Raw genomic sequence first — 26,386 nt, 5'->3', positions numbered from 1 at the left:
GAATTGGGGCGGAATGATCAGCTCCGGCGAGGCGTGGCGGGGCATCTTGCCAAAGCCTTCCGAAGACGTCCAACCGGCGCGCTGCGGACGCCCCGCGACCCCTCCCGGGGAACTTGCTCGCCAACTCCCGCACGATGTTCACTCCTTCGGGTGGCGGGCCAGGTGATGTACGCCTCCTGCTCACCGGCGCTGGAATGGTCTGGAGCCATACCAGACGGGCGCGCGTGTTGACGGAGCGTCACCCGTGCCCAGGGGTAGGACGAGTCAGGAATGCGAGCACCAGACGTTGCGGAAGACCTCCGGCGGTAACGGGTCCCTTGGCGTGGGCGGGGTGGGTGCGACGGGCTCCGTCACGGAGCACGGCACGCCCTCCGCGCCCGGTGGCACCGCGCCCACCCCGGCCCCGACGCCCTCGCGCCCCCCGGCCCCGCCGGTCGGCAAGGGCCGCAAGGCCCGGGTGCGCAACCGGCTGATCGTCGCCGTCGCCGTGGTCGCCGCCGCGATCGCCGGCGCCGCGGCCCCCGCGATCCTCACCGCGTCCGGCCAGGTGGGCGAGTCCCAGGGCCTCGTCGACGACGCGCAGCGCACCCAGAGCGCCCTCGCGCTGTCCCGCTCCCTGGCCGACGAGCGCGACGAGGTCACCGCCTTCATCGCCGCAGGACGCCCCGAGGGCAAGGGCCTCAGCGAGGAGCGCAGCAGCCGCGTCGACCGCCAGGTCGAGGAGCTGCGCGCCGACGCCGAGGGCCCGCTGAGCCGCACCCTCGACGAGATCGCCGCCGTCCGCCGCGCCGCCCTCACCGGCAAGGACACCGCCCTCAAGGCGAACGCCTCCTACTCCGCCGCCATCGCCGGCCTGCACCGGCTCGCCGAGGACCTCGCCGACAGCACGCCGCCCCGGGCCGGCGCCGGCGTCCGCGCTTTCGCCGACCTGGACCGCGCCGTCGAGCAGGCCTCCGCCGCCCGCGGCCTGCTGCTCGCCGCCTACGCGGTGCCCCGGCCCACCTCGACCACGACGGTCGACCCGGTCACCGGGCTGCCCAAGACCGTCGTCTCGGACGCGGCGGGCGGCGGCGCCGAGGAGCGTGACGGGCTCACCGCCGCCGCCCAGCTCGCCCAGGTCCGCTCGCAGGCGGCGCTCGACGACTTCCGCGAGTCCGCCCCGGCCGCGAGCGTCACCGCGTACGACTCGACGGTGAGCGGACCCGAGGTCGAGCGGGCCGACAAGTACCTCGCCGCGCTCACCGACGCCCCCATGCTCTCCGCCGCCGAACTGGAGTACAGCAGCAAGAAGGTCGACGACGCGCTCACCGCGCGGGTCGACCAGATGCGGGGCGCCGAGGCCGCGCTCGGCGACCAGCGGATCAAGGACCTGGAGCAGCTGCGCGACGACGACGTCACCGCGTTGGAGATCCGGTTCGCGCTGGCCGGCTTCTGCCTGCTCGCCGCCGTCGGCTTCGCGATGGGCACCGCCCGCTCGCTGACCCGGCCGCTGGCCGTGCTGCGGATCGGCTCCGCCCGCCTGGCCGCCGAACCGGGCACCGACGAGCCGATGAAGTTCACCGGGCGCAACGACGAGTTCGCCCAGGTCGTCCGCTCCGTCAACGCCCTGCACGCGCACGCCCTCGCCCTCCACGAGCGGCTCGGCAGCCTCGAGTCCGACCGCAAGCACCTCATCGGCGAGCGGCAGCGGATGGCCGACGACCGCGACGCGCTGCGCGCCGACCGCGAGGCCCTGCGCGCCGAGCTCGCCGAGGCCGCCGACCGCCTGGACAAGGCCCGCCACTCCATCCACGGCACCTTCGTCAACCTCGCCCTGCGCACCCTCGGCCTCGTCGAGCGTCAGCTCGGCGTCATCGAGGGCCTGGAGGAGCGCGAGCAGGACCCCGAGCGTCTCGGCACCCTGTTCAAGCTCGACCACTTCGCCACCGTCATGCGCCGCCACAGCGAGAACCTGCTGGTCCTCGCCGGTGCCGAGCACGGCCAGCAGCACGCCGGCTCGGTCCCGCTGGTCGACGTCGTCCGCGCCGCCGTCTCCGAGATCGAGCGGTACGAGCGGGTCCGGATCGCCGCGCTGCCGCCGCACGCGCACGTCGCCGGGTTCGCCGCCGACGACCTCAGCCACCTCGTCGCCGAACTCCTGGAGAACGCGACCTCGTTCTCGCCGCCGGACGCCACCGTCGAGGTCTCCGGCTGGCTCCTGGAGAGCGGCGAGGTCATGCTCTCCGTCCAGGACGAGGGCATCGGCATGGCCGAGGCCCGGATGCGTGAGCTCAACTCCCGGCTGTCCGCCTTCACCGCGGAGCAGGCCCATGACCCGGCGGACGCCGAAGGCCTCGGGCTCGGCCTCTACGTCGTCGCGCGGCTCGCCGCACGGCACGGGATCCGGGTCCGGCTGCGCGAGCAGAAGCAGGGCGGTGTCGCCGCCGTCGCCGTGCTGCCCACCGCACTGCTCGCCGCCGCGCCCTCCGTGTCGGTGCCGCCGGCCGTGCCGGTGCCGGGCGGCGCCCCGGCCGTGCACCTGCCCGGCTCCGAGGCCGAGGCCAACTCCAACGTGCTGGACGGCCGCAGTGCCGACGGCGCCGAGGGCGCCGACCCGCTCATCGCGGCGGCCGAGCAGGCTGTGCGCAAGGCGGAGACCGCCGGGACCGCCGAGACCGCCGATCCCGTCGCGCCCGAGCCCGAGCCGGCGCCCGAGCCCGCAGCCACGGACGAGGCCGCGCACGACAGCCCCGTGGAGCGTCCGGCCGAGACCACGATGGAGCTCATGGCTCCGGTACCGGCCCCCGCGGCCGAGCCCGTGACCACCGGTGAGTCCCCCGCGCATCAGCGCACCCCGGACGAGACCACGACCACCACCGGGACCCTGACCACGGCCGGGACGCCGACCACGTCCGGGACGCTCACGGAGCCCGACCCCGAGCCGCGGACCAGGCCGGAGCCCGACCACGCTCCCGAGCCGGTCACCGCCGAGGTGCCCGCGCAGCGCACCCCCGTGTCCGAACCGGCGCCTCAGCGCCTCACGGACAAGGGCCTGCCCAAGCGCACCCCGAAGGCCGCCGCCCAGGCCCCCGCCGCGAAGCCGCGCACCGGCTCCGTGGACGCGGACGCGCTGCGCCGCCGGCTCGGCGGATTCCACCGGGGGGCGCAGGAAGGCCGCAAGGACGTCGCGGCCGAGATCGAAGAACGTATCGGAGAAGCCAAGGGGGACACCGCCGAGGAGGCAAGCAGTTGACTGCGCCCACCCCTGTATCCAGCGCACTCAGCAGCGCAGCGCGCAATCTGCACTGGCTGCTGACCAATCTGGTCGAGGAGGTGCCAGGGCTGCTCTCCGTCGCGGTCGTCTCGTCCGACGGGCTGCTCCTGCTCTCCTCCGACCCGGGGCACAACGCCGAGACGCCCGCCGACCACAGCGGCGGCCCCAAGGGCTCCAGCGCCGACCTGGCCACGATCGTGTCCGGCGTCGGCAGCCTCACCATCGGCGCCGCCAAGCTGATGGACGGCGGGGGCGTCAAGCAGACGATGGTGGCCATGGAGGAGGGTTCCCTCTTCGTCATGTCCATCAGCGACGGTTCTCTGCTCGGCGTGCACGCCACCCCGGACTGCGACATGAGCGTCGTCGCGTACCACATGGCGCTCTTCGTCGGCCGTGCCGGGCACGTCCTCACCCCCGAACTCCGCAGTGAACTGCGCCAGTCGATGGAGAGCACCCGATGACACCCGGCAGTACGAGTACCGGCAAACTCCCCGTACGCGGGTCCGACCGCAAGGCCGCCCGCGTCCGCCCCTACTCCCTGACCGGCGGCCGGACCCGCTTCGGGCACGTGCTGCTCGTCGAGACGTTCGTGGCCGCCCTCGAAGCGCCCGACGAGCGCCTCGAAATAGGGAAGGGCACGCTCGCGGGCGTCATGCCGGAGATGCGGGCCATCGTGGAGCTGTGCCGCCGCATGCGCACGGTCGCCGAGATCGCGGCGCTTCTCAAGATGCCCCTCGGCGTGGTCCGCGTCCTCCTGAGCGACCTCGCCGACCAGGGAAAGATCCGTGTGTACGGAACCGGTCACGGCCCGGGACAGCCGGACCGCGCGCTGCTCGAAAGGGTGCTGAGTGGACTCCGTCGTCTCTGACGTCACCGAACTCCTCGAGGACGAGGAGCAGTTGCAGGCCTGGCAGACCGACAGAAGCCGGGCCCCGATCGCCACGAAGATCGTCGTGGCGGGCGGGTTCGGCGTCGGCAAGACCACCCTGGTGACCGCCGTGTCGGAGATCCAGCCCCTCCAGACGGAGGCGCTGATGACCCGGGCCAGCGAGGACACGGACGATCTGTCCGCGACCCCCGAGAAGGCCACCACGACCGTCGCCATGGACTTCGGCCGGATCACGCTCGACGACGACCTGGTCCTGTACCTGTTCGGCACGCCGGGCCAGCAGCGGTTCTGGTTCATGTGGGACGACCTGGTGCGCGGCGCGATCGGCGCCGTCGTCCTGGCCGACACCCGCCGCCTGTCCGACTGCTTCCCGGCCCTCGACTACTTCGAGAGCTGCGGGCTGCCCTACGTCGTCGCCGTCAACCACTTCGACGGGTCCGAGGAGTTCGAGCCGGACGACGTGCGCGAGGCACTCACCGTGCCGCCGCACGTCCCCGTCCTGGTCATGGACGCGCGCCGCCGCATATCCGTGATCGAGACGCTGCTCTCGCTGGTCGGCCACGCGCTCGACGCCACCCCCGCCTAGACCCGATCGGGTCACCCCCTTCATCAGTAAGCAAGTTAGAGGCAGTCGATATGTCGCGGAAGATACTCGTCGTCGGAGCCGGCCAGTCCGGTCTCCAGCTCGCCCTGGGCCTCCAGTCCCACGGGTACGAGGTCACTCTGATGTCCAACCGCACCGCCGACGAGATCCGCTCCGGCCGGGTCATGTCGACGCAGTGCATGTTCCACACCTCGCTCCAGCACGAGCGCGACCTGCAGCTCAACTTCTGGGAGTCGCAGGCCCCGAGGATCGAGGGCCTCGGCGTCTCCGTCGCCGCCCCCGGCTCGCACGACCCGGGCCCCACCCAGCGGGCCATCGACTGGGTCGGCAAGCTCGACGGCATCGCGCAGTCCGTCGACCAGCGCGTGAAGATGGCCGGCTGGATGGAGACCTTCGCCCAGCGCGGCGGCCAGCTCGTCATCCACGGCGCGGCCGTCTCCGACCTCGACTACTTCGCCCGCACCTACGACCTGGTGCTGGTCTCGGCCGGCAAGGGCGAGCTCGTCTCCATGTTCGGCCGCGACGCCTCCCGCTCCCCGTACACGGAGCCGCAGCGCGCCCTCGCCGTCGCCTACGTGCACGGCCTCGGCCCGCGCCCCGAGCACCCCGACTTCGAAGCGGTCCGCTGCAACATCGTGCCCGGCGTCGGCGAGCTCTTCGTCATGCCGACCCTCACCACCTCGGGCCGCGCCGACATCCTCTTCTGGGAGGGCGTCCCCGGCGGCCCCGTGGACGCGTTCAAGGGCGTCAAGGACCCCTCGGAGCACCTCGCGCTCACGCTGGAGCTCATGGAGAAGTTCCTGCCGTGGGAGTACGCCCGCGCCACGAAGGTCGAGCTGACCGACGCCAATGGCACGCTCGCCGGCCGCTACGCGCCGACCGTCCGCAACCCCATCGGCCGGCTTCCCTCGGGCGGCGCGGTCCTCGGTGTCGCCGACGTGGTCGTCGCCAACGACCCGATCACCGGCCAGGGCTCCAACTCGGCCTCCAAGTGCGCCGCCGCGTACCTCGCCTCCATCGTCGAGCACGGTGACAAGCCGTTCGACGAGGAGTGGATGCAGTCCGCGTTCGACCGCTACTGGGACACCGCGCAGCACGTCACCAAGTGGACGAACACGATGCTCCAGGCCCCGCCGGAGCACGTGCTGAACCTGCTGGGCGCCGCCGGCCAGCTCCAGCCGGCCGCGGACCGCTTCGCCAACGGGTTCAACGACCCGGCCGACTTCGAGAACTTCTTCTACGAGCCGGCCAAGACCGAGGCCTACCTCGCGTCGCTGACCCAGTAGGCGTACTCACGAGGTGCCGGACGGCGGCGCACCCGGGTCGGAGTACCCGGTGTCGTCGCCGTCCGTCGCGCCTTCCGGCAGAGCGGGGGCCTTGTAGCCGGGCATCGGGTCCGCGCCGGGGTCCGGCCGGACCGCGCCGAGCACCGGGTTCGCCGCGATCGGCGACACCTTGACCTTCGCCCCGGGGCGCGGCGCCTGCACCACCATCCCGTCGCCGAGGTACATCGCGACGTGCGTGGCCTCGGGGAAGTACACGACGAGGTCCCCGGGCCGCAGCTGACCGATCGGCACCCGGCGCAGCTGGGCCCACTGCTCCTGCGAGGTCCGCGGGATGGTCCGCCCCGCGTGCGCCCACGCCTGCGAGGTGAGCCCCGAGCAGTCGAAGGAGTCCGGCCCCTCCGCGCCCCACACGTACGGCTTCCCGATCTGCTCGACGGCGTACGACAGGGCCGCGTCACCCGCCTTCGACGGCGACCGCGGAGTCGAGCTCAGCGCCCCGGACGCCACGAACTCCCGCTGCGCGTCCGCCGTGCCCTTCTTCTCCAGCCGTGCCAGCTCGGCGAGTTGATCGGTGCTGAGCGAGGCGAGCAGCTCCTCGACCTCCTTGAGCCGCCCCTGCACGGCGTCCCGCTCCTTCCTCTTCTTCTCCGTGAGCTGCAACTGCCGGTCGAGGGCGGCCCGGGCCGTGGTGGCGAGCCCGTCCGTCTTCTTCTCCCGCCGCACCAGCCGGGCGATCGCCGCCTGCTGCTCCTTCGCCGCGCGCCGCAGCACATGGCCCTGGTCGAGGGCCTGCTGCGGATCGCGGGCCAGCAGCAGCGTCACGTACGGGGAGATGTCGCTGCTGCCCTGGTACTGGTCCCGCGCCAGCCGCCCGGCCGCGACCCGGCTGCGGCTGAGGTCCCCCCGGGCCCGGGCCAGCTCCTCGCCGAGCGTGTCGGCGGCCTTCTTCCGCTCCTTCAGCTTCTCCTCGGTGGCGTTGTACGCCTCGGTGGCCTGCTCGGCCTTCCGGTACAGCCCCTGAAGATCCGTCAGCAGCTCGGCCACCGGCCGCTCCTGCCCGGTGTCGTCCGGTCCCGGCGCCGCGCCCGCGGGAACCGGCTGGAGCACCGCCCCCGCCACGGCCGCCGTGCACACCCACCGCACCAGCCTGCCTGACACCTCATCACCTCCGGTGCGGGCCAGCCCCTGTGGCCCGCACCGTGAACACCAGCAGACCGTCGTACGAGCGGCGCGCGGAGCTGCGCGACCCGGCCCAACCCCGCCACCCGTCCAGGTCCCGCCCGGCGAGCCGCCTTTACTCGGCGCTCTTCCCCCTGGACCACGGCCACCGGATCTCCCGCCCGGTCTTCCCGTCGGGCGCGAACACGTACCGCCACCGCGTCACGAGCTGCACGGCCTTCCCGCTCGGCACGGGCTCCCGCACATACACGAGCACGGTCCGCCCGCCCTCCTCATCGGGGACCGGCACCTTGTACACCTTGGGCGGATTCCCCGTAGCGGTCAGCATCACGTCCAGCGTCCGCCCATCGAGCGGCCCCCCGACAAAGGGGATCTCTTCACTCTTCACGGCCCCAGTCTCTCCCGTCCCAGCCGATACGGGTGGATCTCGGCCCCGGGATCAACGGCTCGGCCAGACGGGAAAGGTACGCGTACGGGCAACGGCCACGCCCGCCGCCCGAAAGCTCAGCGACGAGCCCTCGGACGCCACGACGACCGAGACGCCGTCCCCTCCGCCGCCGCCACCCGTGACCCGGACGTCCTTCCTGCCCGGATGCGCCCAGCCCCGCACCCGGACGTCCCGCGCCTCGGGGAAGCGCAGAGAGACCGCAGGAAGGGCCGCCCCTCGCCGGCCGAGACCCCGACCCGCATCCGGTGCTCGCCGCCACCGAGCTCCGCCATCGCGAACGAGGCGGTCACGGGCGGCTCCCACCCCTCCATCTCCAGCTCCTCCACCGCGAGGAACCGCAACTGCCCCTGCACACCTTCGACCCCGGCGGCCGCCCACTCCTCCGGCAACGGCAGGGGAGGCGCGGGCAGATCGAGCCGCAGCGTCAGCGTCGGCCCGCGCCAGTCGAGGTGCACGGAGCGGAGGCGGAGGGAGGTCAGGGGGAGCGGGGCGGTGCCGTAGAACGGGGCGAGGAGGTCGCTGTTGCGTACGGAGAGATGGTGGCTGGGCACGCGCGGGTCACCCTTCTGCCTCTGCCGCGGCGATCAGTCCGGTCGTCTCAACCATTCCGGTACCAGTCCCCGCCGTCGCTCTCCAGCGCGCTGCGGAGGTATCGCTCCAGGGAGGGCGCCACCCACGTACGGCTGTCGGTCTCGTGGTCCCAGACGAAGACGTCGTCCCGCTCGGGGGTGCGGACGAAAGCGAACTGATCGCCGCCGCCGTTGTCGCCGAAGAACATCAGGGCGTCGAACGGCATGTACAGATCGCGGAAATCCGCCTGCGACCGGAACGACGCGTTCTCCGCCAGGATCCGGTCGGCGCTCCACACGAGTGCGGTCCCGTACTCGTCCTCGACGCCGTCCGTCGTCAGCAGCAACTCCCGCAAGGCCGACGGCACGCGCTGCCCGAGGTGCTCCTCGATACGGTCCAGTGCCTCGGGGGTCGCAGGATCCTTCAGCTCTGCTCCCGGGAACTCCTCTGCGAGTTCACGCCACATGCGTCCGTACCTTCGACGAGGAGACTGACCCGAGGCTCATGAGTCTGCCTCGACAGCACTCCGTACGATTTCGCGGAGTGCGGCATCCGTGAGGTCGCCCTGCTCGCGGAGGTCCGGGTCCGGTGTGTAGTCCTCGAGGATCATGAACACCCGATCGAGCAGGGCCGCGAGCTCCCGGCCGACGCGTTCACCAGACGCCTGCGCTGACCTGCGCTCCGCCCACCAGCCCGCGGCAAACTCCGGGGCTTCGCAGCGGCCGGAAACGAAGGCTTCCAAGAGGCCGAGCTGGCGTGCCACATGGCTCCCGGTCTCGACGTCTGCACGGTTCGTCCAGACGCGGCGGACCGGTGGATAGTCCCTTGCCAACAGAGCCGCCCCAGGGGTGCGATCGGCGACACTGCGTGCGTACCGCGCGAACGCCGCGCGGGCGGCATCGGAACCTTCACTCACCGCCCCGGCCCAGAAGCCGGGGGTGCCGGCGACGAGGGCGTATCCCGGAGCCGGGAACAGAATCGCGTTCTGTCGGTCAGGTGTGTACATGAGAACAGGCGGGGTGAGCCCGTCCAGAGCGTCCAGCGAGAGATGTTCGGAGGAGTGGTCGGCCGTGTCGATCAGTACCCCGTTGGCGCCGACGGCACGGCACCCCGCACGCATTCTCCGTGCCAGCGCGGAGTCGACCTCCGTGCCGACGGGGACGGGGGCCACGCTCTTGCCTTGCAGCCAGGCGGGGTCGAACGAGGAGTCCGTAGACGGGCACCCCTTGATGGGCGAGCCCTCGGCACTCTCGGAATGCTTCACCACAAAAACCCTTTGTCGATGATTCCTTGGAACTGTTGGTCGCTGAGTTTCCATGCGGACCAGAATTTTCCGTCCGCGTGCAGCATGACCATCTTCTGTGTCGCTGGATCGATGAAGCCCACCGCTTGCCCCTGGCCGCGGTAGTCATACCGGTAGATCTTGGTTCCGTCTGCGGTCATGTGGTCGCGCATGGCTTGCTCGAACCGACCCAGGTTCGCCTTGTTGCGGTTGCCCGGCGTGTCGAGGAAGTCTCCCGCGTGAGCGTCGAACTTCTTGCTCATCACCTTTTGGCTGGTGAAGTCGGCCTTCTGCTCCCAACCGCCCCTGGGACACGGGGCCAGGCCCAGTGGGTCGGACCAGGTGTGCGGGTTCCCTACATATGTGACGGGGTTGGGGGCAGGGGAGAGGCCCAGCGGGTCTGCCGACATATAGCGGGCGGTTGCCGGGTCGTAGTGGCGCTGAAAGTTGTAGTGCAGGCCGGTTTCCGGATCGAAGTACTGACCAGGGAAGCGGAGTGGCGTGTAAGCCGTGGCCTTCGACTCCCACGCGGTGGTGCCCCAGAGTGTCGACCTGCTGTGCCAGGCGAGTCGCCCCTGCTCGTCCACGAGCTCGCTCGGCGTGCCGACCAGGTCGGTGACGATCGCGAAGAAGCGGGAGTCGATCTCCCGTTGATCCGAGTCCAGAACGCGTTCGGTCTGCGTGATGGGGTGCAGGCCTTCGTGTGCCCATGTGAGCGTGACGGTTCCGCGGAGTTCCGGGGCGGCTGTGGTCTGCTCGCACAGGGTTGTGCCGTCCCAGACGAAGACCGTTCGTTCCACGGGAGACCCGTCGGGCCCCAGCCGGAACTTTGCTGTGCGTCGCCCGAGCGGGTCGTAGGAATAGCGCCAGACGGCACCGTCCGGCGTGTGCACTGATACCAGCCGGTCTTCGGCGTCCCACGTGTAACGCCAGGTGTCGCGTTTGTGGGAGTCCCGGATCTTCTGCCGCAGCACGACACGGCCCAGGGCGTCGTGCTCGTACCGGTAGCTTCCGGCGCGTGTCAGCCGGGTGCCGCTGTATGAGCGGGGGCCGGTGGCCTCGTGGGCAGGGTGAGTGGCGGGCCAGGACGCATGAGACTGGTTGCCGGCGGTGTCGTAGGCATAGCTCTCGCGCCACATGTCGGCCCGGACCGTGGTCACCCGGCCGAGGCGGTCCAGGTCGAACTGGCGTCGTCCCCTCAGCTTGTCGTTCGTGCCCACTACATGGCCGTCCGCGCGGTACGTGTAGTGGTGCTCTTGCACCGTGCGTCCGTCAGGGGTCGTGGCCGTGTTCCTGACCAGTCGCCCGGCCGGATCGTAGAGACGTGAGAGGGCCACGCCTTCGTCGATGCGACGTGCGATTTCACGCCCCGCCGGATCGTGAGTGAAGTCGACCCGTCGCCCGTCCACCGTCAGCCACGTCTTGTGGCCTGAGGCGTCGTAGCCCCAGCGGGTGTGACTGCCGCCGGGGGTCTCCCGGCCGGTGCGACGGCCCAGTTCGTCGTAGGTGTAGGTGAGAGTTCGGCCGTCGACGTCCTCGGAACGCAGGTTGCCGTGCTGGTCGCGCACCAGGGTGAGTGTGGTGCCCTCGGGCCCGACCGCGTGCGCGAGCTGATCAGTCGCGTCGTAGGCGTACGTCGTGATCAGGCCTGCCGCGTCTTTGCGTATGAGCTGCCCGAGGGCGTCGTATTCGAAGGCTGTCGTCTGCCCCAGGGCGTCTGTGCGGGTGGCCAGGCGGCCGGCAGAGTCGAACCCGTAGTGGAGACTGCGCCGGTCGAAGTCTGTCTCCGTCACGATCCGGCCGTCAGGGTCGTAGGCGTAGTCCCAGGTGAGGCCCTGGGGGTCGGCGACTCTGACCAAACGCAGTTCCGTGTCGTACTCGAACTCGTACCGCGTGCCGTCCGGATCGATGCGTGCGGTGAGCAGGTCGAAGTGCGTGTACTCGAAGCGTGTCACCTGCCCCATGGGGTCGGTGTGCCGGACGCAGTTGCCCTCCCCGTCGTACTCCCAACTCTCGGATCTGCCGTCGGGTCCGGTGCGGCAGCTGAGCCGACCTTCCACGGTCCATGACTGGAGGGTCACGGCGCCGGTCGCATCCGTGATCCTGACAGGCCTGCCGAACGCGTCCCTCTCGTAGCGCGCTCTGGCGCCCGACGGGTCTGTGACCTCGACAGGGAGCCCTGCCTCGTCACATCGCACATGCGTCGTGTGCCCGAGGGCGTCGGTGACGGATGTGAGGTGTCCTCGGGAGTCGTGCACGAAGCGGGTGGTGCGGCCCGAGCCGTCGGTCAGGGCGGTCCGGTTGCCCTGGTCGTCGTATGCCTGTCGGTAGGTCGTACCGTCCCAGCTTCGGATGCTGACGGGAAATCCGCGTTCGTTGTACGTCGTGGTCAGCGTCCGGCCATCGGGGCGGGTGATGAGGACGGGGCGCCCTTTGTCGTCGTAGCGGTACGTGGTCGTGTGGCCGAGTGGGTCAACCCTTGAAAGCAGGCGATGGTCCCGGTCCCGTTTGTATTGCGTCACTGCGCCGAGCGGGCTGACCTCGGCTACGACTTGGCGGCGTTCGTTGATCAGGTACTGGGTGGTATGGCCCAGCGAGTCTGTGATGGACGTCGTGGCGGGAGCGCCTGCTGTCGGCGGCTCGTACGCGAAGTCGGAGCGTAGGTGTCCGTCCGCGCCCGACTGATGTACGCATCGGTCCAGATCGTCGTAGGTGTACGTGAACCGGCTGCCGTTCGTGTCGCACCAGGATGTGATGCGGCCCTGTTCGTCATAGCCGAAACGTGTCGGCTGCCCGGTGGAGCCCGTGACCTCGGTGAGGTGACCCTCGGGCGAGTAGCCGTACCGGACGATCGGCAGATCCTCGGCGTTCGGACCGCTTGCGGTGAGATGGACGGCTGTGACCCGGCCGTCCGCAGTGGTCAGCGAGAGTCGCCGGCCTGCACTGTCCCGGACTGCCTCGGGAGCACCTGTACGCGCATCGTGATCGAAAGCGATCCAATTGCCATTGCGGTCTTCGAGGTACTCAAGAACCGCGATGTGTTCGGCGTGCTGATGATGTGCGAAATGCAGCACACGTCCTGATTCGGACTCCGACACGGTGTAGCCGGTCTCCGACCGGTCCAGGAACCATCGAGGCCCACGCGTGGGAAGCGTGGGAACGCCCGGAGCCGGGTGAGGATACGTCAGGAGGAGGCCGTCCTCCCCGACGAGCACAACACCTTCCTGGTCGATCTCCAGGCGCTGGTCAAGCGTTGACGACCACCTGGGACCGAACCATCTTCCGGCGAGATACGACGACTCGAATCCACGCTTCAGGGCCAGTGGCAGCTCGCCGGCCAGGGTGACATCGCAGTGCGCGAGGACCATGTGTCCACTGGCGACGTCTACCGGATCCTTCTCCAGCGTCTTCTCGCCAGGCTGCTGCGCTCTCGTTTCGGGATGCCTCTCCGCGCCCGAGCGGGCCTCTCGCCGCAGCCCGCTCTCGAGCCCTTCCTTGGTCGCCGTCTTGAGCCCCAGCCGCACCCCGCTCCGCGCCAGCCCCGCCCCCTTCGTCCCGATCAGCTCAGGGATCAGGCGGCCGACGAACTCGGAGGGGTCCTTCTTGAAGCCGTCGACGGCGGCGGTGACGATGCGTTCGGGGTGGGCGGCGGTGGAGACGAGGCCGGAGAGCGTCATGGAGACGTTCTGCATGTAGGCCGCGGGGTGGGTGAGGTTGTACGGGTCGGTGGGGTTGAGGCCGCGGGCGAAGTTGACCAGGCCCGCGGTGCCCTTCAGGACGCCGCCGACGACGTGGGTGAGCTCGGTGTTGTAGGCCTGGTAGCCGTCGAGGAGGTTGTTGCCGAGACGGTCGAGCGGCGGGGGTTCGGCGGGGGCGTGCGCGAGGGCCGCCTTCACCTTGCCCTGGGCGTCGCCGGCGGCGGTGTTGCGCTGCTTGCGGGCCTCGGCGAGCGTGTCGAAGGCCTTCTTGACGTCGGCCTTGCCGGGATCCTGGAACGGCTCGGGCCGGGGGCCCGGGTCCTCGTCCGCCTTGATCTTCGCGTTGTAGGCGTCGACCTTCTTGTTGTACGCGTCGACCGCGTCGTCCGAGGCCTTCTTGCCCTTCTTGTAGAGCTCGACGGCCTCCTTCGCCTTGCCCTGCGCCCACTTGACCGTGTCGGCGTACGCCTCCAGGGCGCCGCTCGCCTTGTCGCAGGCGTCCGCGGCCTGCGCCCACTTGGTGGGGTGCACGCCGAACTTCTTGCGGAACGCGTCGCCGCCCTCGCCGGCCCAGCCGGAGGAGTCGACTTTGCGCATGCCGGAGCTGACGTGGTCGAACGCGGTGTGGAAGTCCTTGAGGTGCTTGGCGGACTCACGGATCTTGTCCGGGTTGCCGTGGACGAGCTCGTTCGCCTCCTCGGTCTCGCCGAGCTGCTGCTCGCCCGGGGTGGCACCGAGGTCGGAGGCTACGTCGTCGCCCCAGTCCTCGACCGCGTCGGCCGCGCCGTGCGCGCCGACGTAGTCCAGACCGTCACCGATCTTGTTCGTCGTCCAGTCGACGCCCTCGCCGACCAACTTCTTGCCCGCGTCGATGCCGTCCTCGAGCTTGCCGAGGCCGGAGTTGAGCACATCGCCGAGACCCATCAGCCCTCACCCCCGCCCTGCTGCTCGGCCGCCTTCGCCCGTTCCTCCGGAGAGGGGCCGAAGGTGGAGTCGAGCCACTTGTCGTACTCGGCGTCGGACATGCCGGCCGCGCCGTGCAGGTTCTCCGGGTTGAGGCCCAGCGGGCCCACCGTGCGGGAGGTCATCACGTCGCGGCCCGCGTCCTTCCAGCCCTGCTCACTGTTGGCCAGCGCCTGGTCGAAGGACTCCTTGCTGTAGTCCACGCCGCCGTAGGCGCCGGACTTCGCGATGTCGCCCCAGCCCTGCTTCGTGACCTCGTCCTCGGAGGCGTACGGGTTGCCGATCGCCGCGTTGGCGACGACCTTGAAGCTGCCCTCCACGTACTGCTCGGTCTCGTAGTACGTGCCCGCCGACATGCCCGTCTTCAGCGCGAAGCCGTTGCCCTCGTTGACGAGCGACCGCACGCCCCACTCCCAGCGTTCGCAGAACGACTTGAAGTCGTCCGTCAGACCCTGGTGGCCCAGCTCCAGGCCGGACAGCGCGATGTCCCCGAATCCCCGCCCGGCACCCGCCTCGCCGACCATGCCGAGCTCCTTCAGCTCGGCCAACGCCTCGGTCAGCCCCTTGGCGACCAGCGCCAGGCCGTCCGCCTTCAGATCCTTGCCGCCGCCGCTCATCCGGCCGCCCCCTCGTCGTCGGCTCCATCACGATCGACCGCCGCCTCGTCGGGCACGATGCCCCGCACCGGCGGGAACACCATCCCGTCCACGCCGTCCGCGCAGTCGAGCGCCACCCCGCACGGCACACCGGCGGCCGGCACGGCCACGTCCAGCAGCCTCGCACCCAGGATCGTGCGGTATGTCCATTCGCGGGCGAATTCACCGCGGGCCTGCGCGTAGCGGGCCAGAGCCTGTTCGTCGGAGAAGGCCAGGATGAAACGGATGCCGTTGAAGTCCGCGGTCAGCAGTCCGCGTTCCTCCACGGGGCCCGGCTCGTCGCCCAGCGGCACCAGCACCGCCGTGCGCCGGAACTCGCCCAGGAGGCGGGCGAACTCCCGCTTCCGGGCCACCACTTCCGGGCCGTCGAGCGCGGCGGCGCCGGAACCCTCGTCCTGCGCGGCGGGAGCTTCCGGCGGTGCGGGTTCTTCCCGTACGGGCACCGCCGCCGGTTCACCGACGCCCCGCGCCGGCTCTCCAGCCGCGTCGGCTGATGGCGCCGGATCGGCCGGACCGCTCATCTCGGCGTAGTCGGCGAGGCGTGATCTCGGTGTCGTCTGCGGCTGGTCCGCCGCACCCCCGTGCTCAGACATGCCAGCCATCATGGCCACGCCGCTTCGCGAACCGCAACGTGCGTACGTCACACCCCTGTCACGAAACCCTTGCCAGGCCCCGCCCGCCCCGAGGTTCCGCGCCGCCCGTCGCGGTCACTGCAAATGTGCGCTGTCGCCCGCCAGGCACAGCACCCGCCGCACCAACCCCGCGACCGGGCCGTCCGGGGGCTCCAGGGCCAGGGCCCGGCGTACTGCTTCCGCGGTTTCGGGGTCGCGGGTCGCCGCCGCGGTCAGGATCGCCAGGAACTGGTCGACGAGGCTGTCGCGGAGCTCGTCCAGGGGCGGCTGCTTGTCCTCGTCCAGCCAGATCAGGGAGGCCGCCTCGACGGAGGTGATCCACATGCGGACCGTCATGCGCAGGCGCGGGCCCGGTTCGACGGCGGACAGGTGGGCCAGGATGTGGGCGGCTGCCGCGCGGCGCACCCCGTCCACGATCGCTGTCGTCCGGGACGTCTCGACGACGCTGCCGCCCTGGAGCAGCGCGGCGAAGCCCATGTCGTGCTCGTCGACGAAGCCCAGATAGCGGTCCAGGGCGCGGGCCAGGCGCGTGGTCAGCGGGCCCTCGGGCGGCTCGGCGAAGCACTGTTCGAGCGCGTCCGCCGCCGTGCGCAGCGCGGCCTCGTACAACTGCTGCTTGCCGCCCGGGAAGTAGCGGTAGACGAGCGGCCGGGAGACCCCGGCGGCCTCCGCGACGTCGTCGAGCGAGACCTCCTCCGGGGCCCGGTGCGCGAACAGGGACAGCGCCGCCTCCAGCAGCTGCGCGCGCCGCTCCTCGACGCTGAGCCGTCTGTAGGCGGGCGTGCCGGTTGCCGAGGTCATGGTGCGAAGAGTAACCGGCATGTCCCGGTCCGTCCTCAGGCCAGCAGCCCCGAGGACCGCCACAGTTGACGCCCGGCGCCGCGCAGCACACCGATGTCGTCGAGGAAGTCCGTGAGCCGCTTCGCGCCCGTCTGCATGACCTCGCGGCGGTGCCCGCTGGCCTTGACCTCGGCCATGGCGCGCCGCCGGTCCAGGCCCACGTTCGTGTAGACCTCGGGGTTGATGAAGGCGATGGAGAAGACGCGGGCGAACTCGCCCGAGGTGAGCCGGGTGAACTCCTGCGACCAGCGCGGCGCCGTCACCATCTGGCGCCGCAGCTCCTCACGCGCGTACCGCACGTGCCGGGCCTCCTCCACGACGTGGATGCGGGTGACCCCGCGGATCAGCGTCTGCACCCGCTCGTCGGGGAAGGTCAGCCGCTGCATCCAGTCGAGGATCTCCTCACCGAGCAGCGTCGCCGTGAACGAGCCGGGCGTGGTCGACACCGTCTTGAACAGCCGGCCCAGGTGATGGTGGACGCGCGCCACCGGATAGTGCGGGGTGCCGCCGCGCGTGATGAGCCGGGCGAACATCTTCGAGTGCCGGCACTCGTCCTCGATCTCGGTCAGCGCGTACCGCACGTGCGCGCTCGTCGCCGCCTTGTCGTAGACGTGCCGGACCAGCAGCTGCATCAGGATCAGCTCGAACCAGATGCCGAGCGAGGCGAGCGCCGCGGCCTCGTGCCGGGACAGCGCGATCCGCTGCTCCTCGCTCATCCGCTTCCACAGCGGAGTGCCGTACAACGACACGAGCTCCGGCGGCCAGTACCACTTGCCCTCCTCGAAGGGCGCGTCCCAGTCCAGCTCCTTGTCGGGGTCGAACGAGTGCTTCGCCGAGGAGTCGAGCAGCCGCTCGGCCACCTGCTCGCGCCCCTTGAGCAGGCCGAGCGCGTCCCGCAGTCCTTCCAGCGCCGCGTCGTCGGCCGGTGTCGTGGTCGTCATCGCTGACTCCGCATCCCTGTGGGCGAGTTCACTCTTATGAGACGCCCCGTCAGCAAGGCCGTCAATGGTTTGCGCACGACTTGTTGACCCCGCGTCCAACAGCGTGTGAACCTGCCGGTATGTCGACGCACGAGCTCTACACCAGGGCCCCGAGCGACCTCAACTGGCAAGTACCGTCGGCCAGTTCGGCCCGCTTCAGCTGGGAATACGACGACGGACGCGACCGCCTGCTCGCCCTGTACCAGAAGGGCAAGGACAAGCAGTGGGACGGCGCCAAACGCATCGACTGGGACCTGGAGGTCGACCCCTGCGACCCCCTCGGCACCCCGGACGAGGCGATGTCCCTGTACGGCACGCCCCACTGGGCGAAGATGACCGAGCGGGACCGGGGGGAGCTGCGCAAGCACTACGCGTCCTGGCAGTTCAGCCAGTTCCTGCACGGGGAGCAGGGCGCGATGGTGTGCGCGGCGCGCATCGTCGAGTCCGTGCCCGACCTCGACGCCAAGTTCTACTCCGCGACCCAGACCATGGACGAGGCGCGGCACGCGGAGATCTACGGGCGCTTCCTCCACGAGAAGATCGGGATGCTCTACCCGATCGACGACAACCTCCAGGCGCTGCTCGGCGACACCCTGCGCGACTCCCGCTGGGACATGCCCTACCTCGGCATGCAGGTGCTCATCGAGGGCCTCGCGCTCGCCGCGTTCGGCATGATCCGCGACACCACGGACAAGCCGCTCCCGAAGCAGATCCTCGCCTACGTGATGCAGGACGAGGCCCGCCATGTCGCGTTCGGGCGGATGGCGCTGCGGGACTACTACCAGCAGCTGACCGACGCCGAACTGCGCGAACGCGAGGACTTCGTCATCGAGGGCTGCTACCTGATGCGCGACCGGCTGCGCGGCGTCGAGGTCCTGGAGGACTTCGGCATCCCCAGGGCGCAGGCCGAGGAGTACACCGAACAGTCCGAGTTCCTGGCCCTGTTCCGGCAGTTGCTCTTCTCCCGGATCGTGCCCTGCGTGAAGGACATCGGCCTGTGGGGCAAGCGGCTCCAGGAGGCCTATGTGGACCTCGGCGTCTTCGAGCTCGGCGACTCGAACCTGGACCAGCTCATGGCCCAGGACGAGGAGGTCGCGGAGAAGCTGGACGCGGAGCGGTTCGCCGAGGAGGAGCGGGGACGGGTGGAGGAGGTCGAGGCGGCGATCCGCGCGGGCGAGGGCTGAGGCCCCGGGGGAGGGGCCGGTCGGGCGGCACGGGGTGTCGGCGGGATGCAGTAGCGTCTCGATCGTGTCCACGCCACCTCCGCCCCAGCCCCAGCAGCCGAACCCGTACGGCCCGCCGCAGCTGAACGGGCACGGTACCGAGCAAGCGCCGTACGGCCCGCCGCAGCAGCCGTACGGGCAGCCCCAGCCCTACGGGCAGCAGCCGTACGGACAGCCGCAGGCGTACCCGGGGTTCCCGCAGCAGCCGGGGACCCCGTACCCCGCGCCCTTCGGCGCCCCGCCGCCCCCGAAGAAGCGCACGGGCCTGATCATCGGCATCGTCGCCGGAGTCGTGGCCCTCGGGATCATCGGCCTCGGCACGCTCGCGTACATCGGTTCCCGGGTCGGGGGCGGCTTCCCCGAGGCCGAGTACAAGCTGACGCTCCCGCAGAAGATCCTCGACGAGAAGTACGAGCTCGCGCAGGACATGTCCGCCGAGAAGGGGCAGGCGCTGGAGCAGGAGGCCGACGACTCCTGGGACGCGCGCGACACCAAGGCCGTCGTCGGGCAGTACACGCTCGGCGGCGACGCGTCCAAGGGCGTGCTCGTCGTGTCCGGCATGTACGGGCGGTTCAAGAACACCGACGAGGCGCGGGACAACATGATGAAGGGCGGCGGCGAGGCGGAGAACGCCGAGGTCGCCGTCGCACCCCGGGACTTCCACCCCGCCGGCAGCGACGTCACCATCACCTGCGAGGTGCTGACCCAGTCCAGTGGGGCGGGGCGGCTGACCATGCCGATGTGCGGGTGGGTGGACGGCAACACCGGCGCGTCCGTCGGCGAGGTCGACACGGAGTCGATGTCGAAGGACCCCGAGGACGTGGACCTGGCCGCCGCCGCGGAGACCGCCGCGAAGGTCCGGGCCGAGATCCGTCAGCCCCTCTGACCCCGGGGAACCGAACCCTCAGCCCCCGGGCGACCGGAGCACCGCCTCCATGACCGCCCGGGCGATCGGCGCCGCGTTCCCGCCGCCGCTCACGTCCGCCCGGTTCGCCTCCGCGTCCTCCACGACCACCGCCACCGCGACCTCCGGCTGCGCCGCCTGTGCCGACTGGGCGTAGGAGATGAACCAGGCGTACGGCGTGCCCTCGTTGTTGACGCCGTTCTGGGCCGTGCCCGTCTTGCCGCCCACCGTCGCCCCGGGGATCCGGGCGTTCGTACCGGTGCCGTCCCGCACGACGTCGACCATCATCTTCTGGAGCTGCGACGCGGTGTAAGGGGACATGGCCTGCCGGTACGTACGGCTGCCCGTGGTGGAGATCGCGGTGCCGCCGCCCGTCGTCGTCCGGTCCACGAGGTGCGGCGCCATCACCGTCCCCCCGTTCGCGACCGCCGCCGCCACCATCGCCATCTGCAACGGCGTCGCCCGCGTGTTGAACTGCCCGATCGAGGACAGCGCCAGCTGCGACTGGTTCATGTCGGTGTCGAAGTTGGACCGGGACACGATCATCGGGACGTGCACGCCGGGGTCGTTGAAGCCGAAGGCGCGGGCCGTCTCCACCATGTCGTCCAGGCCCACGGCGACCCCCAGCTTCGCGAACACCGTGTTGCAGGAGATGCGCAGCGCGTCCTCGAGCGTCGCGTCCTCGCACGCAGCGGACGCCGACTCGTTGCCGAGCCGGGTCGTGGTCCCCGGCAGCGTGTACGGCACCGGCGTCCGGGTCGGCACACCGATCCCGTCCACCACCTCGTGCTCCAGCGCCGCCGCCGCCGTGACGACCTTGAACGTCGAGCCCGGCGGATACGTCTCCCGGATCGCCCGGTTGAGCATCGGCCGCTCCGGATCCGCGTTCAGCCGCCGCCACGCCCGCTCCGCCGCCGCCCCCGTCCCCGCGAAGTCCCCGGGGTCGTACGAGGGCGCCGTGACCAGCGCGAGGATCCGCCCCGTCGCCGGTTCGATCGCCGCGACCGCCCCCTTCTTCCCGCCGAGCCCCTCGTACGCCGCCTCCTGCGCCCTCGCGTTCAGCGTCGTCGCCACGTCACCGCCCGGCTCCCGGGACCGGGACAGCTCGGGCCAGAACGGGAACGGGGAGAGCAGCGCGCTCGTGCCCGACAGAATGCCGTCCTCCGCGCCCTCCACGAACGAGGAGCCGTACGTCTGCGAGGCGTACCCGGTGACGGGGGAGTACAGCGGCCCGTTCTTGTACGTGCGCTCGAACCGCAGCGCCTGCCTGCTGTCCCTGGCACCGGTGACCGGCTGGCCCTGCACGAGGATGTCGCCGCGAGGCTGCCCGTACTGCGCGATGCTGCCGCGCCGGTTCGCCGGGTTCGCGTCGAGGGAGCCGGACTGGAAGACCTGGACACGGGTGGAGTTGACCAGCAGCGCCACCAGCAGGATCAGACAGAAGACCGCGGCACGGCGGATGTACCGGGTCACCGCCCGGCCCCCGGCCCGCCGGCCGGCAGGGCTCTGCGAGCCGAGTCGCTGATCCGCACGAGGATCGCGACGATGACCCAGTTCGTGACGACGGACGAACCGCCCTGCGCGAGGAACGGCATCGCCATACCGGTCAGCGGGATCAGGCCCGTCACCCCGCCCGCGATCACGAAGACCTGGAGTGCCACGATCGAGGCGAGCCCCGTCGCGAGCAGCCGGCCGAACGGCTCGCGCAGTTCGAGCCCGGCCCGCAGGCCCCGCTCCACGAGCAGCGCGTAGAGCAGATAGATCGCCGTCAGTCCGACCAGGCCCAGCTCCTCGCCGGCCGTCGCCAGGATGAAGTCGGACTTCGCGGCGAAACCGATCAGGATCGAGTGCCCGAGCCCGAGGCCGGTGCCGAGCATGCCGCCCGCGGCGAACGCGAACAGCGACTGCGCGAGCTGCCCAGGGCCGTCGCCCGCGGCGATCGAGGCGAACGGATGCAGCCAGATCTCGACGCGGCCGTGCACATGCGGCTCGAAGGAGGCGACGACGAACGCGCCCGCCGCGGCGAGCAGCAGCCCGATCGCGATCCAGCTCGCCCGGCCCGTCGCCACGTAGAGCATCACGATGAACAGGCCGAAGAAGAGCAGCGACGTACCGAGGTCCGTCTCCAGGATCAGCACGCCGACGCTGAGCAGCCAGATCGCGAGGATCGGCGCGAAAACCCGCATCGTGGGGAGCTGGAGCCTCCAGATGCGGCGGCCGGTGTGGGTGAGCGCGTGGCCGTTCGCCGCGAGGTAGCTGGCGAAGAAGATCGCGAGGAGAACCTTCGCGAACTCGCCCGGCTGGATGGAGAAATCACCGATCCGGATCCAGATGCGGGCGCCGTTCACCGCGGGGAAGAAGCCCGGCAGGATCATCAGGGCGAGCGCCGCCGCCACCGACAGGTACGCGTACCGCTGGAGCACCCGGTGGTCGCGCAGCAGCATCACGAAGACGATGAAGAGGGCGACGCCGATCGTCGACCACACCAGCTGGGTGGGGGCGGCCTCGTCGCGCGGGGTCTCCAGGTCGAGGCGGTAGATCAGCACCAGGCCCAGCCCGTTGAGGAGCACCCCGATCGGCAGCAGCAGCGGATCGGCGCAGGGGGCGCGCAGCCGGACCGCGACGTGCGCGAGGAGCGCGAGCACGCCGAGCCCGGCGCCGTAACCGGCGGCGCCGGGCGGGACCGCGTCGCTCCTGGCGAGGCCCACGGCGCAGTAGCCGTAGACACTGAGCAGCACCGCCAGGACCAGCAGGGCGAGTTCGGTGCCCCGGCGTCCGGGGACGCGCACGGCGGGCACCGAGGGGGGAGCCTTCGTTCCCGGTGAGCCCGGTGTACCCGTGGGTGCGGTCATACCGGGAACGTAGCAAGCAAGTGCCGGATATCCGGTTATGTCAGCACCAGCGGGGCGCCCGCCCGATGTTGTCGATGTACTTCGCCGAGCCCCAGGCCCACGTGCCGTCGGTCAGCAGGTACCAGAGGTGGTTGCCCTCGACGTTGTCGCCGCCCGTCTTGCAGAAGATGGGGACGATCGCGTTGTACGGCTCCACGCGGACCACGCGGCTGCCCCGGGTGGGTGCGTCGCGCAGCAGGAGCCCGGACCTGGCCGTGACCCGGCCCTTGTAGACCGGCGCGTGGTGGCCACCGCCACCACCCCATTCGCCGCCACCGCCACCGCCCCAGTCGCCGTCCGCCATGGCGGGCGACGCGGTCGCGGCGAGCGTCGCGGCGGCGGCGACGGCTATGCCGATGCGGGTGCTGACGGTCCGTACGGACATGCGAGCCATGAGGTCTCCTCCTGGGACGGGCGTGAAGCGGAGCCGGAACAGCTCCCCACCGCCCAGCCAAGCCGCACCGCCTCCCGGGCGCACGGTGGCCGCCGCCGCCGGGGTGAGCACCCGGACGGCCGAAGCCCTATCCGGGCCGGACCGCGGGCTCCTCGTACGGGAGGGTGAGCGTCGCCACCGCCCCGCCGTCCGGCGCGTTCGTGAACCGCAGGCGGGCGCCGAGGACTTCGGCCTGACCGAGGGCGATCGTCAGACCGAGACCGTGGCCGCGCGCCCCGCCCTCGGTGCGGAACCGCTGCGGGCCGTGCTCCACCAGATAGTCCGGATAGCCCGCCCCGTGGTCCCGGACCGTGATCACCGGCCCGTCCACCGTCAGCTCGACCGGCGGGCCGCCGTGCCGGTGCGCGTTGGCCACCAGGTTGCCGAGCACCCGCTCCAGCCGGCGCCGGTCCGTCACCACGCACACGTCGCCGACGACGGTCACCGCCGTCTCGGCGCCCGCGAAGCGCACCACCCGCTCGACCACCGGCTCCAGCCAGGTCTCGTCCAGATCCACGCGCTCGCTGCGCGCGTCGAGCCGGGAGATCTCCAACAGGTCCTCGGTGAGCGTGCGCAGCGCCGCCACCCGGTCGCGCACCAGCTCGGTCGGGCGGCCCGGTGGCAGCAGCTCCGCCGCCGCGTGCAGACCGGTCAGCGGCGTCCGCAGCTCGTGCGCCACGTCCGCCGTGAACCGCTGCTCGGTGAGGATCCGGCCCTGGAGCGACGCGGCCATGCTGTCGAGCGCGGACGCGACGGCGGCGACCTCGTCCTGATGCCGCGCCGGGTCCTTCGTGCGCGGATCGCCGACCCGCGCGTCGAGATCCCCGGCGCTGATCTTGCGGGCGACCCGGGCCGTCGTGTGCAGCCGCCTCGTCACCCGGGTCACCGCGAACGCGCCGACGAGCAGCGTCGCGCCGATCGCCAGCACCGAGGAGCCCAGGATCGCGTTGTCGAGGCCGTCGATGGTGCGGGCGCCCTGCGCGTAGTCGATCCGCACCGCGAGGGCCCGCCCGCCGGAGGCCGGCCCCGCCGCCCACATCGTCGGCGCCGCGTCGTGGTCGCCGATCATCGTGCCGCGCTCACCCCGCGCGGCGAGCTCGTGCAGCGCGCTCGGCAGCTCCGGCGGGTCCACGCCCGCGCCCGGCGGCAGCCGGCCGCCCGACTCGTAGCGCCGCGCCGCGTCGTCCAGGAGCGACAGGGCGCGGTCACGGGCCTGGCCCACCGTCTGGTCCGTCACGGAGACGTGCACGAGGACGCCGAGCAGCGCGGCCAGCGCGCAGCACATCACGGTGATGAACGCCGCCGCCTTCCAGGTCAGCGAGGCGGTCCAGGCAGGGGGCCGCAGCCGGCGGCGCCTCACGAGCGGCTCGGGTACGGAGACGGAACGGCGGAGGGCGTCCCCGAGGGGGTGGCCGTGGGCGTCCGGGGCGGGCCGGTGCGGATGATCTCGTCCCGGGTCGGCAGCATCGCCTTCTGATGGCTGTCGTACGACCAGGAGGTGCGGTACTCGTACCCCGGCAGGTCGGCGGCGGCCCGGACCACGAGGAGGCGTCCGGCCAGCTGCACGTTGATGACCGCGTCCTTGTCGTCCATGATCTGCGTCAGCCGGCCCCCGCGGTACACGTAGACCTGCGTGTAGAGCTGGCGCTTCGGGGCGCGCACCGCGACCAGCAGATCAGGCTTCCCGTCACCCGTCAGGTCCGGGTAGTACGCCCGGAGCACCGGGCAGCCGGTCGTGCCGGTCGTGCCGGACGTACCGGTTCCGCCGGGCCCGACCGGCCCGCACGCGTCGAGCCGGTCCACGACGTCGTCGTAGTCCTTGCGGTCCGCGTGCATACGGGCGCGCACCACCGCCAGCGGGTCGACCTTGCGCAGGTCGCCGCCGGGCACGTCGACCCCCTTGACCACGGCCGTCTCGCCCGCGCCGTAGTCGTCGGCGGGGCGGGTGGCGGGCGGCAGCTTCGGCCACAGGGTCCGCGGGCCCACGGCCGTCGGAGTCGCGCCCGCGCTCTCCGGACCGCCCGCGTCCCCGCAGCCGGTCAGGGCAGCCGCGCCGATCAGGAGCAGCACGGCCGCGGGCACGGTGCGGGCAGCGCTGCCGGGGCGCCTGGACGTCACTGCACTCCTGCCTGTGTCCTCACAATGGCCGGCCCGTCCGTCGGACCGCTTCGGATCCTATGGGGGCGGAAGTCCTTTCTATTCACCCGGCGCAGGCTCCGCACCTCGGGGACCGGCGGCGGTCACTGGTCACTGCGCCCGCGCCGCACCGAGGCGTACACGAGCCCGCCGGCCCCGGCCGCCGTCATGGCACCGCCCGCGAGCACGAAGTACCGGTTGGGCCCCTCGACGGGCTGGTCGGTGGCGGACCGCTCCTCGTGCGCCGTCGCTCGCGGCGTCGTCTGCGTCTGCGCGACGGCCACGCCCGCGGGCGCGAGCAGCAGACCGCCGGTGACGACGACGAGGGCGGCGCGGCGCAACAGGGCGGGACGCATGAGGGAACTCCGTAGGTCCGGTGGGCCATTTCCTTGCAAATTGAGCGAACACCGAAACCGTAGAAGCCGACCGTCACGACAGCTCGGCGGCCGTGTAACAGCGAGCCCACGCTCTCCGCCCGATGCGATGAAGGCGGCCTGTCGCCTTCTTGCAGTGCGCGGGGCTTGCTGCTCCCATGGTCAGGGGGTGATGGGTATGGGTATGAGCGGAATGCGCGTCGTACCGACCTGGCGACACGGTCAGGAGCGGCTCCACGTCATCGGCGAGGACGGGCACGACGTCGCCTGGTACGACAGGGACGCGGCCCGGGTCACGCTGCTGGGACTCGACGAGACGGTCCGTGAGGCGGTCCTCGCCGCGCTCGGCCCGTTCCTCACCGGCCAGGTCACGGTCGGCCCGCCGCCCGTGCCGACCCCCGCCGAGCTGGCCCGGCTCGGCCTCCACCCCGACGACGACCTCGCGCCGAACCGGCCGGGCGAGGCGCTCCTCGTCGACCTCGACCGCGACCCGCCGGCGCACGGGCGGCTCCGCACGGACCCGCGCCGGCAGGCGCTGGCCGCGCAGCAGCGGGTGGGGGAGCTGCTCGACGGGTTCGACCGCGCGGGCTGGCGGGTCCTGCACTCCGTGCCGCTGCCCGGCGCCGCCCGCATCCACCACCTGCTGATCGGCCCCGGCGGCCTGTTCGCCCTGCACGTCCTGCCGGCCCGCAGGCGCCGGGTCCGGATCGACGACCCGCTGGTCGGGTCCGGCCGCGGCGAGCCGCGTCCGCTGCTGCGCCGGGTGCGGTCCGACGCGTCCCGCGCCACGTTCGCCCTGACGGCCGAGGTCCGCCCGGCGCTGGTCCTGGTCGACCCCGCGGCCGTGGAGGCCCCGGCCCCGCCTCGCGACGTCCGCGTCCTGACCGACACGGAGCTCTCGGCGCTGTCCCGCGCGGGTGGTCTCCTGAAGCCGGCGGATGTCGAGGCCCTCCATGCGATGGCCCGAGACCGCCACACCTGGCTCCGCCTCTGACCCGCCCTGTCCGCGGTCCGCCCGCCCGTCTCGCGACTGCGGCCCGGTGGGGCTTCTCGCGCAGTTCCCCGCGCCCCTAGAGGCGAGCGGCTTCGCCGCTCAGCCTCTATCGGGGAAATGCGCCCGAAGGGCATGCATTTCAGGGGCGCGG

General features: G+C 71.5%; 24 protein-coding genes. 8 read left to right on the top strand and 16 right to left on the bottom strand.

What is annotated here, in order from left to right; genetic code table 11:
* The first annotated feature begins 331 nt into the window (after positions 1–331).
* From ACZ4E1_RS37000 to ACZ4E1_RS36980, 5 genes are read left to right on the top strand one after another with little or no spacing between them, the layout of a single operon-like run.
* Entirely contained in the window at positions 332–3,232 is a 2,901-nt protein-coding gene (locus tag ACZ4E1_RS37000; RefSeq protein ID WP_467547878.1) for a sensor histidine kinase, read from the top strand.
* A complete protein-coding gene (locus tag ACZ4E1_RS36995; RefSeq protein WP_467547877.1) occupies positions 3,229–3,714 on the top strand; it encodes a roadblock/LC7 domain-containing protein in 486 nt (161 codons plus the stop codon). Before ACZ4E1_RS37000 ends, ACZ4E1_RS36995 begins: the two co-directional genes overlap by 4 nt.
* On the top strand, positions 3,711–4,121 hold the full coding sequence (locus tag ACZ4E1_RS36990; RefSeq protein WP_399131141.1) for a DUF742 domain-containing protein: 411 nt from the start codon (positions 3,711–3,713) through the stop codon (positions 4,119–4,121). The genes ACZ4E1_RS36995 and ACZ4E1_RS36990 overlap by 4 nt, the downstream gene beginning before the upstream one ends.
* Positions 4,102–4,728, top strand: a complete 627-nt coding sequence (locus ACZ4E1_RS36985) for a GTP-binding protein (RefSeq protein ID WP_399131140.1) — start codon at positions 4,102–4,104, stop codon at positions 4,726–4,728. Before ACZ4E1_RS36990 ends, ACZ4E1_RS36985 begins: the two co-directional genes overlap by 20 nt.
* A gap of 50 nt (positions 4,729–4,778) precedes the next feature.
* Positions 4,779–6,032 carry a styrene monooxygenase/indole monooxygenase family protein gene (locus tag ACZ4E1_RS36980; RefSeq protein ID WP_467547874.1) on the top strand — a complete coding sequence of 418 codons (1,254 nt, stop codon included), beginning with the start codon at positions 4,779–4,781 and terminating at the stop codon, positions 6,030–6,032.
* A gap of 6 nt (positions 6,033–6,038) precedes the next feature.
* Here ACZ4E1_RS36980 and ACZ4E1_RS36975 read toward each other — a convergent pair whose 3' ends face one another.
* The 10 genes from ACZ4E1_RS36975 to ACZ4E1_RS36930 form a co-directional block, all read right to left on the bottom strand.
* Complete coding sequence (locus ACZ4E1_RS36975) at positions 6,039–7,190, bottom strand: C40 family peptidase (protein ID WP_467547872.1); 1,152 nt, start codon at positions 7,188–7,190, stop codon at positions 6,039–6,041.
* A gap of 136 nt (positions 7,191–7,326) precedes the next feature.
* Positions 7,327–7,539 carry a hypothetical protein gene (locus ACZ4E1_RS36970; protein ID WP_467547870.1) on the bottom strand — a complete coding sequence of 71 codons (213 nt, stop codon included), beginning with the start codon at positions 7,537–7,539 and terminating at the stop codon, positions 7,327–7,329.
* Between the two features lie 176 nt (positions 7,540–7,715).
* The gene (locus ACZ4E1_RS36965; RefSeq protein WP_467547868.1) at positions 7,716–8,210 is read right to left on the bottom strand and encodes an Imm50 family immunity protein; all 495 of its coding nucleotides are present in this window, start codon (positions 8,208–8,210) and stop codon (positions 7,716–7,718) included.
* A gap of 47 nt (positions 8,211–8,257) precedes the next feature.
* Entirely contained in the window at positions 8,258–8,695 is a 438-nt protein-coding gene (locus tag ACZ4E1_RS36960) for an SMI1/KNR4 family protein (protein WP_467547866.1), read from the bottom strand.
* Positions 8,696–8,731: 36 nt separating this feature from the next.
* Positions 8,732–9,493: a colicin immunity domain-containing protein gene (locus tag ACZ4E1_RS36955; protein ID WP_467547864.1), complete on the bottom strand. Its 762-nt coding sequence runs from the start codon at positions 9,491–9,493 to the stop codon at positions 8,732–8,734.
* On the bottom strand, positions 9,490–14,133 hold the full coding sequence (locus tag ACZ4E1_RS36950) for a putative T7SS-secreted protein (protein ID WP_467547862.1): 4,644 nt from the start codon (positions 14,131–14,133) through the stop codon (positions 9,490–9,492). The genes ACZ4E1_RS36955 and ACZ4E1_RS36950 overlap by 4 nt, the downstream gene beginning before the upstream one ends.
* Positions 14,133–14,789, bottom strand: coding sequence for a hypothetical protein (locus ACZ4E1_RS36945; RefSeq protein ID WP_467547860.1), 657 nt, complete (start codon positions 14,787–14,789; stop codon positions 14,133–14,135). Before ACZ4E1_RS36945 ends, ACZ4E1_RS36950 begins: the two co-directional genes overlap by 1 nt.
* Positions 14,786–15,421: a hypothetical protein gene (locus ACZ4E1_RS36940; RefSeq protein ID WP_467547858.1), complete on the bottom strand. Its 636-nt coding sequence runs from the start codon at positions 15,419–15,421 to the stop codon at positions 14,786–14,788. The genes ACZ4E1_RS36945 and ACZ4E1_RS36940 overlap by 4 nt, the downstream gene beginning before the upstream one ends.
* Before the next feature lie 114 nt (positions 15,422–15,535).
* Complete coding sequence (locus tag ACZ4E1_RS36935; protein ID WP_467547856.1) at positions 15,536–16,261, bottom strand: TetR/AcrR family transcriptional regulator; 726 nt, start codon at positions 16,259–16,261, stop codon at positions 15,536–15,538.
* 35 nt (positions 16,262–16,296) lie between these two features.
* Positions 16,297–17,241 (bottom strand): AurF N-oxygenase family protein, encoded by a 945-nt coding sequence (locus tag ACZ4E1_RS36930; RefSeq protein WP_467547854.1) that lies wholly within the window; start codon positions 17,239–17,241, stop codon positions 16,297–16,299.
* Between the two features lie 119 nt (positions 17,242–17,360).
* On the opposite strand from ACZ4E1_RS36930, the gene ACZ4E1_RS36925 reads away from it, so the two are divergent.
* Together ACZ4E1_RS36925 and ACZ4E1_RS36920 are read left to right on the top strand one after the other, a co-directional pair.
* Positions 17,361–18,464 (top strand): ferritin-like domain-containing protein, encoded by a 1,104-nt coding sequence (locus tag ACZ4E1_RS36925; protein WP_467547852.1) that lies wholly within the window; start codon positions 17,361–17,363, stop codon positions 18,462–18,464.
* Between the two features lie 64 nt (positions 18,465–18,528).
* Positions 18,529–19,389, top strand: a complete 861-nt coding sequence (locus tag ACZ4E1_RS36920) for a hypothetical protein (protein WP_467547850.1) — start codon at positions 18,529–18,531, stop codon at positions 19,387–19,389.
* Between the two features lie 18 nt (positions 19,390–19,407).
* On the opposite strand, the gene ACZ4E1_RS36915 is transcribed toward ACZ4E1_RS36920, so the two are convergent.
* The 6 genes from ACZ4E1_RS36915 to ACZ4E1_RS36890 form a co-directional block, all read right to left on the bottom strand.
* A complete protein-coding gene (locus ACZ4E1_RS36915) occupies positions 19,408–20,880 on the bottom strand; it encodes a penicillin-binding transpeptidase domain-containing protein (protein WP_467547848.1) in 1,473 nt (490 codons plus the stop codon).
* Positions 20,877–22,259: an FtsW/RodA/SpoVE family cell cycle protein gene (locus ACZ4E1_RS36910; RefSeq protein WP_467547846.1), complete on the bottom strand. Its 1,383-nt coding sequence runs from the start codon at positions 22,257–22,259 to the stop codon at positions 20,877–20,879. Before ACZ4E1_RS36910 ends, ACZ4E1_RS36915 begins: the two co-directional genes overlap by 4 nt.
* A gap of 40 nt (positions 22,260–22,299) precedes the next feature.
* Complete coding sequence (locus tag ACZ4E1_RS36905) at positions 22,300–22,683, bottom strand: SH3 domain-containing protein (RefSeq protein WP_467547922.1); 384 nt, start codon at positions 22,681–22,683, stop codon at positions 22,300–22,302.
* A gap of 136 nt (positions 22,684–22,819) precedes the next feature.
* Positions 22,820–24,016 carry an ATP-binding protein gene (locus ACZ4E1_RS36900; RefSeq protein ID WP_467547920.1) on the bottom strand — a complete coding sequence of 399 codons (1,197 nt, stop codon included), beginning with the start codon at positions 24,014–24,016 and terminating at the stop codon, positions 22,820–22,822.
* A 71-nt stretch (positions 24,017–24,087) separates the two neighbouring features.
* Positions 24,088–24,849: a hypothetical protein gene (locus ACZ4E1_RS36895; protein WP_467547844.1), complete on the bottom strand. Its 762-nt coding sequence runs from the start codon at positions 24,847–24,849 to the stop codon at positions 24,088–24,090.
* A gap of 122 nt (positions 24,850–24,971) precedes the next feature.
* Positions 24,972–25,223: a hypothetical protein gene (locus ACZ4E1_RS36890; protein WP_467547842.1), complete on the bottom strand. Its 252-nt coding sequence runs from the start codon at positions 25,221–25,223 to the stop codon at positions 24,972–24,974.
* 202 nt (positions 25,224–25,425) lie between these two features.
* On the opposite strand from ACZ4E1_RS36890, the gene ACZ4E1_RS36885 reads away from it, so the two are divergent.
* A complete protein-coding gene (locus ACZ4E1_RS36885) occupies positions 25,426–26,235 on the top strand; it encodes a nuclease-related domain-containing protein (RefSeq protein WP_467547840.1) in 810 nt (269 codons plus the stop codon).
* Positions 26,236–26,386: the final 151 nt, after the last annotated feature.

This window comes from Streptomyces sp. NPDC025806, assembly GCF_055558275.1.
The sequence above is the reverse complement of the archived record's forward strand: the minus strand, read 5'-3'. Positions and strand labels throughout refer to the sequence as shown.